This window comes from Leptospira vanthielii serovar Holland str. Waz Holland = ATCC 700522 (genome assembly GCF_000332455.1).
Classification (GTDB): domain Bacteria; phylum Spirochaetota; class Leptospiria; order Leptospirales; family Leptospiraceae; genus Leptospira_A; species Leptospira_A vanthielii.
On the sequence record NZ_AOGY02000011.1, the window covers coordinates 15,043 to 28,333 of the forward strand.

Genomic DNA, 13,291 nt, shown 5'->3' on the forward strand with positions numbered 1-13,291 from the left:
CCTAGAAAAATTAGGGAAATTAGGCTTTTTTCGGGCGATTGTTCTCGTCTACGAAGACTACCTTGGGTTTGTAATCTGTGGGAAGCTCTTTTTCTACCACTTGACCATAGGTGATGATGATGACTTTGTCCCCTTTCATTCCGAGTCTTGCCGCAGCTCCGTTGAGACAAATGGTTCCCGAACCCCGTTCTCCCACAATCAGGTAGGTTTCGAACCGGGCTCCATTATTGACGTTCACCACACTCACTTGTTCATAAGGTTTCATCCCGGCCAAATCCATCAGGTCTTGGTCAACAGTGAGACTACCTTCGTAGTGGAGTTCCGCCTCGGTGACGACGGCTCTATGGATTTTGCCTTTGCAAACAGTGATGATCATTCTGACCTCTCAAATAAAACTCTAAACATTTTGCCTGATAGATTCAAAAGGCTTTTTTGGACGAGAACATGGATTTTCGTATTGATCCTTTCCACAGAAAAAGGAATGGAATCAAAAAGGGGGGTAACTACGTAGTTTTCATAAAGGTTGGGGTAGTGGCGATTTTCATCTACAACCCGGCCCCGGAAAGCCTCGACCACCTTCATCATCACCCGTTTGTCTTCCCGGGAAAGAATGAGTCCGTCCATTGGTGTTAAGAATCGTAAAGTAAACCCTTGGATTCCATTTCCTTCAATTTTAGGGATGGCATCGATATGGCCTTTTTCTTTTAGAAATAAAAGTGCTTCGTTCAGTTTGACGGGGTAAGGGGAGTCTTCTAAGTGGATATAGTCTCCTCTTGTGATCATCTCCGCGTGTTTTTGGAAATGAACACCATCCGAATAGTAGAGGAGTTTCGCCAAATCAAGGCGGGCTCTACCATTGGGTGATTTTTCGAGGATCCAAAGGATCGCATGACAAAGTTTCTCCATCGAAAAGGACTTCCTTCTTACCTGTTTCCTTCGATTGTTCCGTACCTAAGATACGTGAAATTCCAGGAAAATTCCAGGAAAAATCGAAGGGAATCCATGCTCTTTTTAGAACACAGTCCATGTTTGACAGGGGGCATAGGTGCGAAAGCGGAAAATCTTTTGGTTTCACCGGCAGTTCTATCCTCTTTGGGTGTGGAACTGGTCACTCTGCAAAGAGGAGGGGATTTTACCGCCCATGAACCGGGCCAAATTGTGGGGTACCTGCATATTGATTTGAAAAAAAGAAACTTAAGTTTGGGTGATTTTTTACGGAACTTAAACCAAAGTTTGGTGATGGCTGTTCGAGAGACTTGGGGTCTTACACTAGAAGAAAACCCAAAAGCACCGGGACTTTATACGACCGAGGAACCAAAATTAAAATTGGTCTCAGAAGGAATTTATGCGAAGTCTTACTTTACTAGTTTTGGATTTGCCTTGAACGCTGTGAATGATCTGAAAACATTCGGTCTCATCAATCCTTGTGGGGCCAAATCCGAAGACATGACTTCGTTACTTCGGTTGGGAAAAACTGAGGATTTCCCGAAGAGACGGACTCAGTTTGTTTTGAGTTTTGCCAAAACATTTCTGGACTCACTACCTTAATTTCCTTTGTATTTTCCTCTGTAAATCCATTGGTTTGGCCGAAAGGTATAAGGGGGATCTATGAAATATTCACGTTTTTTTCTATCCTTTATTCTTTTCTTTTTCCTCTGTGAGACCTTGGCCCTAAGCGCCGTGGTTTGGACTTTTTATGAATCTTTACAAAATGCACTCACCCAAGAGCAGTTTGTTTCTGACCATAGAGCTCGGGATTTGACACTGGCACTTGCCAAAAGTTCGGAACAGAGACTACAGAACGAAGGTTATGTGGAGTTGGAAAAAATGTTCCATCGTTATGTGGAACAATCGAAAAACGATCCCGAAGAGTTTCTTATCCAAAAGATCAGTTTGTATTCTGTGGATGCCACACTTCTTGTTTCTACAGATACCATTTATACACCTGATGAATTGAAAAATCGAAAACCGGACGAGACACTTCTCCATTCTACTTTCTTTAAAAAAGGAATTCGAATGAAAAAGTGGCAATGGTCGGAGCCCGAAAATGGAGAAAATCCTATCCTTAATTCCAAACGAGATCCAAAAGTGCGTTCTGGTTTTGAATGGGTTATTTCCTATTTGCCACTTGCAAAGTCCAATACGGTAAGGCTTACCTCACCTCTTTACAAACCAGGAACACTGGATGTAACGGGCCTTGTGATTTTGGTTTATGAACGAGGGAACTTAGGATTACTTTTTGAAAACCAATGGAAACTCGTGGAATGGATGGTTTTTAATTATATTCTTTTTGCTTTTGTTGTGAGTTTGATTTTGACAGGATCCTTTGTGGCCTATACAATGTTAGTTGCCAGAGATTCAAGTATCACTCCAAAAGAATCTACTGGGTTACCACTCTTTGAGAAAAAAACTGTAGAAACTTTAGAATCAAAAGAGAGTCCGATGGAACCGATTGTCGACTTAACGGAAGGACCAAATCATGGAGTCGCTGTAGCAGCTACCGCAGGGACGGCGAGTGAAGTAGAAATTCTATCAGAAGGGCCACTTGTCTCATCTTTTTCCTCTGATTCACACCAAACTCCCGTTCGTGATGCGATCTTTTTAGGATAAACTATGGAACCCAAAGATAAAGTATTTTCAATTCAACTGAAAGGTGGTTTGGACGGAACCAGTGCTGAGGATTTTTATCGTTACTTTGAATCCCAAGTAGACAAAGGATACCGAAAGTTTTTATTCCAATTTGGCGCATTAGATTTTATCACTTCGAATGGAATCAGTATTCTTGTTAAAATCCATAAACAGATTACAAAGATGGGTGCGGTTTATGCCATTTATGGAGTGAAACAAGAAGTCGAAGATGTTTTGAGTTTAGTGGGACTTTTTGATCGCCTTCCCATCTTTCGCGGCCACAGCCAAGCGGAGTCTTTTCTTTTACAAATGGATCCGAAACGCATTGGTTCCAAAGAAACAATTCCATCACCTGTAGCGACCGATCCATCCGCAACTACCGTAAACGAAAATCGAATCCGTTTTTATTTTACAGGAAAATCCAAGGACAGGGATTCTTCTCTTGGTTCGAAAGAACCCATTTCCCAACTAGAATCTATTTCCGATGGAGAAGAAGCAGAACAGGTTACCACGGCAAAAACCAGCTCTTCTCCCATGGAAACGGTTTTGGAAGAAAAACTCAATAGCCTTCGATTGGAAATCAAAGAGACTTTGAACCATGAATTGGAAAGAAGATTTGCGGTTTATAAAACCTCTCCTGAATCAGAAGAAAAACGGGTCACAATTCCGAGTTACATTCAATCTAAAACCAAACAATTGGAAGGGGTCGAACGGATCATCCAATGTGAAGTTTGTGGGACAAGGCTTAGACTTCATAAATTTGGCAAACATGAATGTCCAGGTTGTTCCACTCAGTTTGAAATGAGTCCGAATGGTTCTGTACGTTTTCTTGAAAAATTGAATCCCAATTAAAGTCTGGTCTTATGACAAAACAAGCCAAGGGAAGTGAGTCAAGCACGAGGCGTTCGCTTGCCCTTTCTTTTTATACCTTCTTATCCAGAATTTTAGGTCTCATTCGTGACCATTTTATGGCTGTTAGTTTTGGAACAGGAATGGTCGCATCTGCCTTTAGTGTCGCTTACCGCCTTCCCAATATGTTTCGTAACCTACTTGCAGAAGGGACCTTAAGCCAATCCTTTATGCCGATTTTTTCTGAATATGAAAAGATGGGTGTTGAGGAAGCGCGGGTGATGTCGGGAACGGTACTTAGTTTTTTATTTCTTTGTTTATCGGTTTTTGTGGCAGTGTTTTGGTTTTTTGCTGCTGGTTTTTTACCGGCTCTTGTGGGAGGATCTCCCGAATATGGGGCTCTTGTCGTAGAGCTTTCGCTTGTTCTCTTTTTTCTCATCATGACGGCAAGTTTGTCTTCGATTTTTATGTCGATTTCAAACTCACACCATAACTACTTTGTTCCTTCTCTTTCCCCGATTATCCTTAACTTCAGTTATCTGATCGTTTTTATTTTTGTTTTTCCTTATTATCATGAGATCCGAGATAAAGTGTTTGTTTTGGCGTATGGAATTGTGACGGGAGGTGTGTTACAACTTCTGGTGCAAACTTGGTATGTTTACAAAAAAGGATATGGTCCTATCTTCCATTTGAACTTTCGTCACCCAGCCATTCGTAAAATCTTTAAACTCATGTTACCGGCAGCTCTCGGCGGTAGTTTCTATCAAATCGGTCTCCTTGTGGACATCTTTCTTGCTAACTACATCCAAAACCAAAACCCAGGACTTGGGGCCGTGGTGAGTTTGGATTATTCCCAAAGGTTAGTCCAACTTCCCACAGGAATCATTGGGGTGGCACTGGCAACAACCATCCTTCCTTCGCTTTTGAAAGACCTACGGGAAGGAAGAGAGGAGAATGTTCCAAAAGAAATTGCGGATGTTTTGTCTTTTGCTTTCTTTTTAACATTGCCAGCAAGCATTGGTTTGGCGGTCCTCGGGGAAACGGTTTTGGATTCTATTTATTATGGAGGGCGTTGGGACCATTTAGCAACGATTACCGCTCTCTATCCTTTGGTATTTTATTCATTCGCCATTCCGTTTTACAGCATTAATAAAGTTTTGGTTTCTTCTTATTATGCTTTTTCTGATACAAAAACCCCGTTGCGAATCCAACTGGTTTCTTTTGGTTTAAGTGTAGTGGTAAGTATTGGGCTTATGTATTTTTTAAAACATTCCGCCATTGCTTTGGCATCAGCTCTCAGTGCTTCGGTGACTTCTTCGCTATTGCTATTTTATTTAAAATCGCACCAAATAAAAATTCCCTTCCTTACTGTTTGGCTTCGGATTTTGAAAATGGTGCCGGCACTTTTTGGACTTCTTTTTTGGCTTGTTTTGTCGGAGTGGATAGGAAAACCCATTTTGGTAACTTACCTTTCTGAAGGTTGGGATCTTGGTTTTGCCAATGTAAGCAGGATTTGTCTTGTGGTATCCATTCTTCCGGCTGTAATCATTTACTTTGTCGTGGCCAGTCTTACCAAACTTCCAGAATCAGAAATCATTTTAGGAAGATTCCTTCGCAGGTTTCGAAATAAATCACTATAATGTCAAATTCGCATAACTAGAGTTTGGCGAAAATGGTTTATGGCATTCTAATCATTTAGTAAGAAGCAGCTGTCTCAACTAAAAAGGCCTATCTCTATTGGTTCAAAACAAACTTTGATAGACCTTCTTACATTATTTAAATCGCGAACTAGCCAGTTTTTGGTTTTACTTCTTACTTCGGAGAAAGTTTGGAAACCACTCCTTCGCAGCGTGCGCATAGTGTTCCTTCTGTTTGTGAAACATGGCGCCAACAGCGTGGGCATTCGTGGTGGTGGGGTTTACGGATTTGAATGGAATCCTTTTCCCCTTTCCATTCCGAGAAAACTTCTCTGATGCCACCAGCTTCTAGTGTTACTTCGGATACCACAAAGAAGAGACTTAAGTCTTCGGGAGTGAGGCCAGTGCTTTTTAGTGAATCACCTAACACGAGAACTTCTGCTTCCAAAGACTTTCCTAGTTTTCCTAATTTTCTGGCTTCCTCTAAAGCTTTTTGCACAACTTCTTTGGTTTGAAAAACTGGTGCCAATTTCGATTCTAAATCGGAATCGATCCTTGCACTTAAGTCGAAAAAGTCAGAATAAAAAACAGAATCTTTCGCACCAAATTCATTCCAAACTTCTTCTGTTGTGAAAGATAGGATAGGTGCTAAGATTTTGGTGAGGGTTTCTAAAATCAAAGCCAGTGCATATTCAGAAGATTTTCTTGTTTTTGAATCCTTCGCATCACAGTACATTCTGTCCCGGATGATTTCAAAATAGTCCTGAGAAAGATCTACTGTGCAGAATACCAAAACTCTATGATACACTTGGTGGAAGTGGTAGTTTTCGTAGAGTTTTTTGGCATCTTCATTAAGTTTTGCCAGTTTATGCAGATAATACCTGTCAACGGTTTCTAAATCTTCTTTTTTTAGATTCCATTTCAGTGATTCTGCATTGGTATTGCCTAAAAGATAACGGAATGTGTTCCGAATTTTGCGATAGGCTTCGGCCACTGTTTTGATCGAATCTTTTCCTATTTTAACATCGTCTCGGAAGTCTTGAGTCGAAACCCAAAGCCTTAGGATGTCGGCCCCGTATTGGTTGATGATATCCGTTGTGGGATTGATTACGTTCCCAAGGGATTTGGACATGGCATGTCCTTTTTCATCTAACACATAACCGTGGGTAAGGACAGATTTATACGGTGGTTTTTTTCGGATCGCCATAGACGGCCAAAGGGAAGATTGGAACCAACCTCTATGTTGGTCGGAACCTTCCAAATACAAATCGGCAGGTTCGCGATCCAGAGAATCACCAAACACGGCAAAGCTGGAAACACCAGAGTCAAACCAAACATCCAAAATATCTTTGTCTTGTTTTAGATCTTCCGACCCGCATTTCGAACATTTACTTCCATCGGGCAGAAGGTCTTTGGCTTCTCTTTCATACCAAACTTCGATTCCTTCTTTTTTCACAATTTGGATGAAATGTTTGATGGTTTTGTCGTCCAAGTGAGTGAACCCACAAGACTTACAAGTAAACGAGGGAATGGGTACTCCCCAATTCCTTTGTCTCGACAAACACCAGTCAGGTCTAGATTCCACCATAGAACGGATACGAGTGATCCCCCAGTCAGGAATCCATTGGACTTTGTCAATGGCCTTCAGTGATTCTTCTCTAAGGCCTGCATGGTCGATGGAAAAAAACCATTGTGGAGTGGCCCGAAAGATGAGAGGTTTTTTACTCCTCCAACTATGTGGGTAGGAGTGAGTGAATTCGGAGTAGTGGACGAGTGCATTTTTTTCTCTGAGGAGATCCACGATCTTAGGATTGGCATCCCAAATTTTGATTCCCTTCATCATTTCAAATTCGTCCGTATAACGGCCGTAATCGTCTACTGGAGAAAGAGGAGGAAGGCCGGCCGCAGTACCCACACGGTAGTCGTCTGTTCCGTGGCCAGGAGCCGTGTGGACACAACCCGTTCCCGCATCTATTGTCACATGATTTCCAAAAAGAGGAATGGAGTCTCTCTCGATAAACGGATGTAAGAAGGTCATTTTTCCCAGATCCGCACTCGTTAAAGAATGGATCTTTGTGAGTGTAATTCCCGTTTTTTGTTCTACTGCTTCTTTTAAGCCGTCCGCAAGTATCAGCCTTCCATGTGTATCCGATTGGAAAAGAGAGTAGTCCAAGTCTTGATTAAAACAAATCGCAAGGTTTGCCGGAAGTGTCCAAGGAGTGGTGGTCCAAATCAGGCAATAGGTATCTTTTTCGCCCTTCACGGCAAACTTTACATAGATGGAAGGAGAAACATGGTTTTGGTATTCGATCTCGGCTTCCGCATGCGCTGTTGCTAGATCAATACACCAATACACAGGTTTTTTTCCTTTGTAGATATATCCTTTTTCAAAAAGAGATCCAAAAACTTCCACAATTCTTGCTTCAAATTCCGGAGCCATGGTGAGATACTTTCTATCTTCTTGCCAGAAACATAAAAACCGACTGAGGTCTTCCCCTTGTTTGCCAACAAATTCTGTTGCATACTCGCGGCATTTTTTTCTAAGGTCGCTCGGACTTGTGTTCCTCGCTTCTTTGCCAAGATTCTTTAACACCTGTACTTCGATGGGAAGTCCATGACAATCCCATCCAGGAATCATATCGGCGTGAAAGCCAGCAAGTGATTTGGATTTAACAATGATATCTTTTAAAATTTTATTGAGAGAATGGCCCACATGGAAATTTCCATTGGCGTAGGGGGGGCCATCGTGTAATACAAACGAAGGTTTGGATTTACGAATTTCCTTCATGGTTTGGAAGACTTTTTTCTCTTTCCAAATCTTAATTTGACCTGGTTCACGATTTGCCAGGTCGGCTTTCATAGGAAAGGAGGTCTCTGGAAGGAGAACCGTTTTAGAATAAGGATTTTCCGTTTCTGGTTTGGCCATATTAAGACCAATTTTTGGGGTCTAGGCCAAAGAGAAAACGGAAAAAAAATATTCCTTAGTTCTTAGAGTTTGACTCGAACCTTAGGTAATTCGTCCCGTAGTCGTACCACATCCGATTTTTCGAGTAAGGTTTTTTGCAAAACGAGATGTTTTAAGGAATTCAATTTCGAAAGGTTTTTGGGGAGAGTTTTGTATTCCCTCATGAGGGTTAGGTCAAGGATCTCTAAATTCGGAAGTTTTGTTATCACTTCAACGTCAGCCTCTGTTAGCCGAACTTTTGTTTCATCCAAAGCGAGAGTTTTTAATTTTTGTAAACGAGCAATCACCGGAGGAATTTCATTTAGTTCCGTTCTACCCAGAAGTAAAATTTCCAAGTTTTCTAAATTACCAATTTCTTCAGGTAAGGTTTTAATCGGGTTTCCAAAGAGATTCAAAATTTTCAATTGTTTGAGGTTTCCGATTTCTTTCGGGATCTCTTTTAGCGAGTCGTATTGGAGGGTGAGCTCTTCTACATGGCTTAAGTTACCAATGGATGCAGGTAAAACTCCCACTTCTTTGTTGGACAGATTGAGAACCCGATCTTCTTTATGGTTCTCGAACCATTCCTCTGCATTGACCACTTCCTTATTGCATTGGAGAAATAAGGTTGTAATAAAAAAAACGGTAAGTGTTTGGTAAACAAAAGACTTCATAAAACCAGATTTTTCATTTTAAATATTTATTATAGCCAAATTCTAATTCTCGAATGATAAACTGGATGTAATCCATTTGGTCACGATCTGATTTATAAATACTTGCTTCCTTTCTGTAATATTCCGCTAGTTGGGTTCTAAATAAAATGGTGCGAAAGTCGGCTTTGGATAGGATGAGTTCCTTCGGTCTGTTTTTTAATTGAAGTGCGTCTGGAATTTTCATCACAACAGAAATTTGTAAGATCGCATGTTCAATCTCAGCTACAATTTTGTTTGATTCCTTTTTTTGATCAACTGCGGGAAGTTGAACTTTGATATCATCTACACAATCTTCGATATGGTTTCGTAATCTTTTGAAATCATAAACCTTTTCGGCGATGCTATTGAATTTTTTCGGGTAAATAAATCCTTCCGCCACCTTCGCAATGCCGAGTGACCTGTTTTCTTTAGGAGTGGATTGAGTTTGTTTTTCCGCAGTTGGTTTTTGTTTTCCATCAGAGCGATAAAGATATCCAAGTGTAAGACCAACAAGGAAACTAAAGAAAAAACCACTCACAATGTATTCCAAAGATCCCAGTAAAAGCGAAACTACAGTTGTAATGGATGCCAATGTTAAGAAAGTAAAAACACCAACAGGAACATGAAATTTTTCCTGAAGCGCAGAAAAAGAAATTCTTGGTTCCTGTGGAAGGGGTTGGTTCGAACTTGTTTCTTCTTCTAATTCTTTTTCTGGAATTTCCTCTTTGTCTATATTTTGATCCGATCTATTTTTTAGAATCACACGGATTTGGTCGAGGATAGGAAGTTCGTTTCTGTAGTTGGAATCAGTTTTTGCCAGTGTGAAAGTATTGGCTTCTACTTTAGAAAGTTTTTTCTGATCTAGACAAAAAAGAATATGAAAGTTGTCCTCTTTCATTTCCAAACAACCATAAATTTCTGAAAGGGAACTAACGATTTTCGAAATGACCTTGGAGGTTTCTAGTTCATTTTTGAGTCCAAGTGTTTTCACTTCTGCATTCAAATTAAGTTTGGTGAGAGTGAGTGTGTTTGTCGTATTGTCTTCGATTTTTGTCCCAAGTAGTTTGATTAGCGAAGTGACCGCTTCCTCTGCATCTTCCTTTTTTTGATCTTTTAAACGTTTACTTAGTTTATCTAAAATGAGAAGGCTTTCCCTTACCGAGTTTCCCACTCGTTTCCCCTCATCGTTTGTGATTTTATCAAAAGGAAATTCTTGGAGGAGTGTTGTGAGGTTCGGAACAAAACTAACACCTGTTTTTAGAAGGTCTTCTGTTCGATTAGGGAGAGATGTTTCTAGTTCATTCAGTTTTTCTAAAAACCCAGTGTATTTATTTTCCGATGCATAACGTTTGAGATAAGGAAAGGAAAAAGTCCTTAGAGCATCAAGTTGTACGGCGAGGTGGCGCACATATTCAGGATTATATGGACCATTAGGTAAAATGAGATGGTAACCAGGAATGATCTCCACAAGTTTTGCTGTTTCTTTTCCCCTTGTAATTACATCCAAAACGAAATCCTTCATAGGAATGTATCCGAAAGAATCCATTGTTTTACGGATCATGGATTCTAATTCACTTTCATAACTGAATTTTGTAGGGAAAAAATAAGTATTTCCTTTTTGATCAGAACGAACGAGGCCCGATCCTGGATTTTCTTCTTCTAAAAGTAATTCTCGACTGGCTCTGTTTTTTAAGAGTTGGTCAATCAAATCGACACTATATTTAAAACAAGCTCTACGAAAGGGAACAACATCCGTCTTTTCTCTGTTTTGTGGGGCAATCATACTGATTCGCATCACCAGTTTTTGGTCAACCTGCAAAAGGAAGGGATAAAAATAAACGACGGGTTCTTTATTATGTTCGGTAAGTCCCGCAAGTTCTTTGAAGGCCTCTACAACCGCAACCCCCGATTTATGAACTTCGGTGAGTTGGACTTGTTTAGAAAGTAATTCAGGAATGGAATCCACAGTTAAAAGTAGAGAAGGTGTGATTTCGGCGCTGCCATGCATTTCCAATCTTCTGTGGCGCACACGAAGTTCTTCCAAAATCGCTTGTGATGTCATTGAGTAACTTGCAATATTTTTCGGCAATGGAATGAAAAATGAAGGATCCATTGTTTCACCCGTAAGGGGTGTTTCTGAGTCTGTCGGGTCCAGGAATTGTTCCAAAATATACCTTCTGTAAACAAGTATCAAAAACTATTTTTGACAAATCAAGAGAGAAAGTTTGGTTCTCGGGGCTGGCCTTGGGTCTTTGGAGCTTCTTAAATCGAGAATTTTTGCCTAGATTTTGAAGAACCAATCCTACGTTTGTATAAGTACTTATATAAGGTCTCTCCATTGCTAATTAAATCTACAAACTGAGGCAGTGATCAAAATAACTTAAAAAATATCATAGAATAATTTATTGATTAGACTTCCATCGATTAATTTCGTCTATTACTGTATGGATATTAGATTGGCAGCGGTTCTGTTAGAACGCCAAAAAAAAGTAGATACATTTTTTCTCTGGGCAATTTTGGCCCACACTCCCCTTGTTTTTTTTCTCTCATTAGGATACGGTGCGACGACCGTAGTCACTCTATCGGCAGTACTACTTTCCTTTGTTTCATTTGTGTTTTATCGTTTGGGACGAGGTACTTTTTTTCTAAGAGCTTGGAATGGAGCTGCCCTTATGATGTTCAGTGCCCTTTTGATTCAGGCACAGTTTGGTCGCATCGAAATGCACTTTCATGTATTCAGTGCTCTCGCCATTCTATTTGTCTATGAAGATTGGAGAGTTTTACTCGTAGCTGCACTTACTATCGCCATACACCACTTAGTTGGAAATTACATTCAAGAATTCGATACAATCATATTCGGTATCAAAGTGATGGTTTACAGTTATGGAACGGGTCTTGAGATTGTTTTCACTCATGCTTTGTTTGTTGTTTTTGAAACTGGAATTCTAATTTATTTTTCCATACGTTCTTTTTTGGAACTAAAGAAACAAATCGAAGTACAAACCAATTTAGAAACAGTGATTACGGGTGTTACAGCTGCAATGAATGAAGTATCTTCTGGAACGAAAACCTTTGTGGAAAATTCCAGTCTGATCTCTCAAAAAGTTCGCGAATTTGAAAGTTCTTTTCAAACACAATCCTCTTCGATTGAAGCAATTTCGGCAGCAACCGAAGAAACAGCCGCTTCCAGCCAATTGATATTAGAAGGATCCAACAGGCAAATCAAAGAAGTTAGAACCGTAGAGGAATTGAATCGAAATTTATTTAGTTTGAACGAAGGTTTTGTGACTTCCTTGGAAGTGATGCGCTCCAAAATCCAAGAGTCCGCAGATAGTGTCAAAAAAACAGAGACAGAATTTTCTGGTTTGTATCAATCCATGGAAGTAGCAGTGGATGATTCTGAAAAGATGGAAGAAATATTGGAACTTATTTCGGATATCGCTGAAAAGGTCAACTTACTATCGTTAAATGCATCTATCGAGGCCGCACGTGCAGGAGATGCTGGCCGGGGGTTTGCGGTAGTTGCCTCAGAAATCTCGAAACTTGCTGACTCTACAGCAGAAGCGACTAAGAATATATCTTCAATATCTGGAAAGATCAAATCCGCAATCCAAGTCAGTTTTAAACAATCCAATCAAATCAACCAAACGGTTCAAAGTTTTGTTAAGTCCATTCTTTCCTCAGAAGTAGGGATGAGAGAACTCACAGTAAAAATTACAGGAACTCTCTCTGCATTTGAACAACAAGAACAAGCACTCCAAACCTTAGATCAAATTGCGCAAGAGATGCAACTTTCTAGTAAAGAACAGTCGACAAGTATGGAAGAAATCTCGGCGTCAGTTTTGGATTTGAATGTGAAAACCCAAACCAACTTGGGAACTAGTTCCAATATGATTGCACTCATTGAAAAAGGAAATGTGATTTTCAACGGTTTGAAGGGATCTTTTGAATCCTTGGCTGCCGTCATTGAAGATGAAAAATCATAGAACAACCTTCAAAAACCTAGGACTTATATTCCTTGGGGTTTCCTTTTTAGTCGTTCTTAGCTTAAACATTGGTTACTTTGCAAAAAAGTCTAGGTTTGTGGAATGTTCTTTTTGTAAAGACAGGTTCCAGTTAGAACCAAAAAAAACTTGGATTTGGATCTATCCTGGGCTTGTGGGATGTGGAAAAAAATGTCCTTTGGCCTTAGAAACTCTTCGTCGTTTCCAAGATCAATTTCCCGAAATTCCATCTTCCTTTTATTTTTTAGTTACCGATCCGAGTGAAACAGAGGAAACAATCCAATCCTATTTAGCTTATTACCAAAAGAGTTTAAGGATCAGGGCCCTTCGTCCGAAAACGGAAGAAGAAATTGGGTTCTATCGGAAGTTAGGTGCTTATTTACCTGTCCACCCATCTCTAAAAAAAAGAGATGAACATGGGACTCAATTTTTTTTAATCCCACCCAATCGCGATCTTATGTATTTAATACCGAAATTGGGAGAAGAAGAGTTGCTCGAAATACGAAAGGAAATTGAATCCAAACCCATTAACTGATG

At 40.1% G+C, this 13,291-nt stretch carries 11 protein-coding genes; 6 read left to right on the plus strand and 5 right to left on the minus strand.

Annotated features, from left to right (window positions below; translation table 11 throughout):
• Positions 1 to 19 precede the first annotated feature (19 nt).
• Both panD and LEP1GSC199_RS01560 read right to left on the minus strand, forming a co-directional pair.
• Positions 20 to 376: an aspartate 1-decarboxylase gene (panD, locus tag LEP1GSC199_RS01555; protein ID WP_002976326.1), complete on the minus strand. Its 357-nt coding sequence runs from the start codon at positions 374 to 376 to the stop codon at positions 20 to 22.
• Entirely contained in the window at positions 373 to 906 is a 534-nt protein-coding gene (locus LEP1GSC199_RS01560) for a type II toxin-antitoxin system antitoxin SocA domain-containing protein (RefSeq protein WP_002976319.1), read from the minus strand. Before LEP1GSC199_RS01560 ends, panD begins: the two co-directional genes overlap by 4 nt.
• Between LEP1GSC199_RS01560 and lipB the strand changes: the two genes are divergently transcribed.
• Genes lipB through murJ form a run of 4 tightly spaced genes read left to right on the plus strand, consistent with a single transcriptional unit; the run spans position 889 to position 5,117 of the window.
• The gene (gene lipB, locus LEP1GSC199_RS01565; RefSeq protein ID WP_039925754.1) at positions 889 to 1,548 is read left to right on the plus strand and encodes a lipoyl(octanoyl) transferase LipB; all 660 of its coding nucleotides are present in this window, start codon (positions 889 to 891) and stop codon (positions 1,546 to 1,548) included. The two genes, LEP1GSC199_RS01560 and lipB, sit on opposite strands and share 18 nt — an antisense overlap.
• A gap of 60 nt (positions 1,549 to 1,608) precedes the next feature.
• Positions 1,609 to 2,610 carry an LIC_12071 family protein gene (locus LEP1GSC199_RS01570; RefSeq protein ID WP_002976359.1) on the plus strand — a complete coding sequence of 334 codons (1,002 nt, stop codon included), beginning with the start codon at positions 1,609 to 1,611 and terminating at the stop codon, positions 2,608 to 2,610.
• 3 nt (positions 2,611 to 2,613) lie between these two features.
• Positions 2,614 to 3,480, plus strand: coding sequence for an STAS domain-containing protein (locus tag LEP1GSC199_RS01575; RefSeq protein ID WP_002976406.1), 867 nt, complete (start codon positions 2,614 to 2,616; stop codon positions 3,478 to 3,480).
• An 11-nt stretch (positions 3,481 to 3,491) separates the two neighbouring features.
• Entirely contained in the window at positions 3,492 to 5,117 is a 1,626-nt protein-coding gene (murJ, locus tag LEP1GSC199_RS01580; protein ID WP_002976372.1) for a murein biosynthesis integral membrane protein MurJ, read from the plus strand.
• Positions 5,118 to 5,289: 172 nt separating this feature from the next.
• Here the strand turns inward: murJ and ileS are convergent, their stop codons facing one another.
• The 3 genes from ileS to LEP1GSC199_RS01595 all read right to left on the minus strand — a co-directional run bounded on the left by ileS (position 5,290) and on the right by LEP1GSC199_RS01595 (position 10,917).
• Positions 5,290 to 8,040 carry an isoleucine--tRNA ligase gene (gene ileS, locus LEP1GSC199_RS01585; RefSeq protein WP_002976335.1) on the minus strand — a complete coding sequence of 917 codons (2,751 nt, stop codon included), beginning with the start codon at positions 8,038 to 8,040 and terminating at the stop codon, positions 5,290 to 5,292.
• A 62-nt stretch (positions 8,041 to 8,102) separates the two neighbouring features.
• Complete coding sequence (locus tag LEP1GSC199_RS01590) at positions 8,103 to 8,732, minus strand: leucine-rich repeat domain-containing protein (protein ID WP_002976312.1); 630 nt, start codon at positions 8,730 to 8,732, stop codon at positions 8,103 to 8,105.
• Between the two features lie 13 nt (positions 8,733 to 8,745).
• Complete coding sequence (locus LEP1GSC199_RS01595; protein ID WP_039925755.1) at positions 8,746 to 10,917, minus strand: hypothetical protein; 2,172 nt, start codon at positions 10,915 to 10,917, stop codon at positions 8,746 to 8,748.
• Between the two features lie 289 nt (positions 10,918 to 11,206).
• Here LEP1GSC199_RS01595 and LEP1GSC199_RS01600 point away from each other — a divergent pair, with 289 nt between their 5' ends.
• On the plus strand, positions 11,207 to 12,736 hold the full coding sequence (locus tag LEP1GSC199_RS01600) for a methyl-accepting chemotaxis protein (RefSeq protein ID WP_002976324.1): 1,530 nt from the start codon (positions 11,207 to 11,209) through the stop codon (positions 12,734 to 12,736).
• Positions 12,723 to 13,289: a thioredoxin domain-containing protein gene (locus LEP1GSC199_RS01605; protein WP_002976374.1), complete on the plus strand. Its 567-nt coding sequence runs from the start codon at positions 12,723 to 12,725 to the stop codon at positions 13,287 to 13,289. Before LEP1GSC199_RS01600 ends, LEP1GSC199_RS01605 begins: the two co-directional genes overlap by 14 nt.
• Positions 13,290 to 13,291 lie beyond the last annotated feature (2 nt).

What these genes read in the sequence shown, in the direction of transcription:
- panD (WP_002976326.1), bottom strand. Translation starts at nt 376, where the DNA reads ATGATCATCACTGTTTGCAAAGGCAAAATCCATAGAGCCGTCGTCACC.
- lipB (WP_039925754.1), top strand. Translation starts at nt 889, where the DNA reads ATGACAAAGTTTCTCCATCGAAAAGGACTTCCTTCTTACCTGTTTCCT.
- LEP1GSC199_RS01560 (WP_002976319.1), bottom strand. Translation starts at nt 906, where the DNA reads ATGGAGAAACTTTGTCATGCGATCCTTTGGATCCTCGAAAAATCACCC.
- LEP1GSC199_RS01570 (WP_002976359.1), top strand. Translation starts at nt 1,609, where the DNA reads ATGAAATATTCACGTTTTTTTCTATCCTTTATTCTTTTCTTTTTCCTC.
- LEP1GSC199_RS01575 (WP_002976406.1), top strand. Translation starts at nt 2,614, where the DNA reads ATGGAACCCAAAGATAAAGTATTTTCAATTCAACTGAAAGGTGGTTTG.
- murJ (WP_002976372.1), top strand. Translation starts at nt 3,492, where the DNA reads ATGACAAAACAAGCCAAGGGAAGTGAGTCAAGCACGAGGCGTTCGCTT.
- ileS (WP_002976335.1), bottom strand. Translation starts at nt 8,040, where the DNA reads ATGGCCAAACCAGAAACGGAAAATCCTTATTCTAAAACGGTTCTCCTT.
- LEP1GSC199_RS01590 (WP_002976312.1), bottom strand. Translation starts at nt 8,732, where the DNA reads ATGAAGTCTTTTGTTTACCAAACACTTACCGTTTTTTTTATTACAACC.
- LEP1GSC199_RS01605 (WP_002976374.1), top strand. Translation starts at nt 12,723, where the DNA reads ATGAAAAATCATAGAACAACCTTCAAAAACCTAGGACTTATATTCCTT.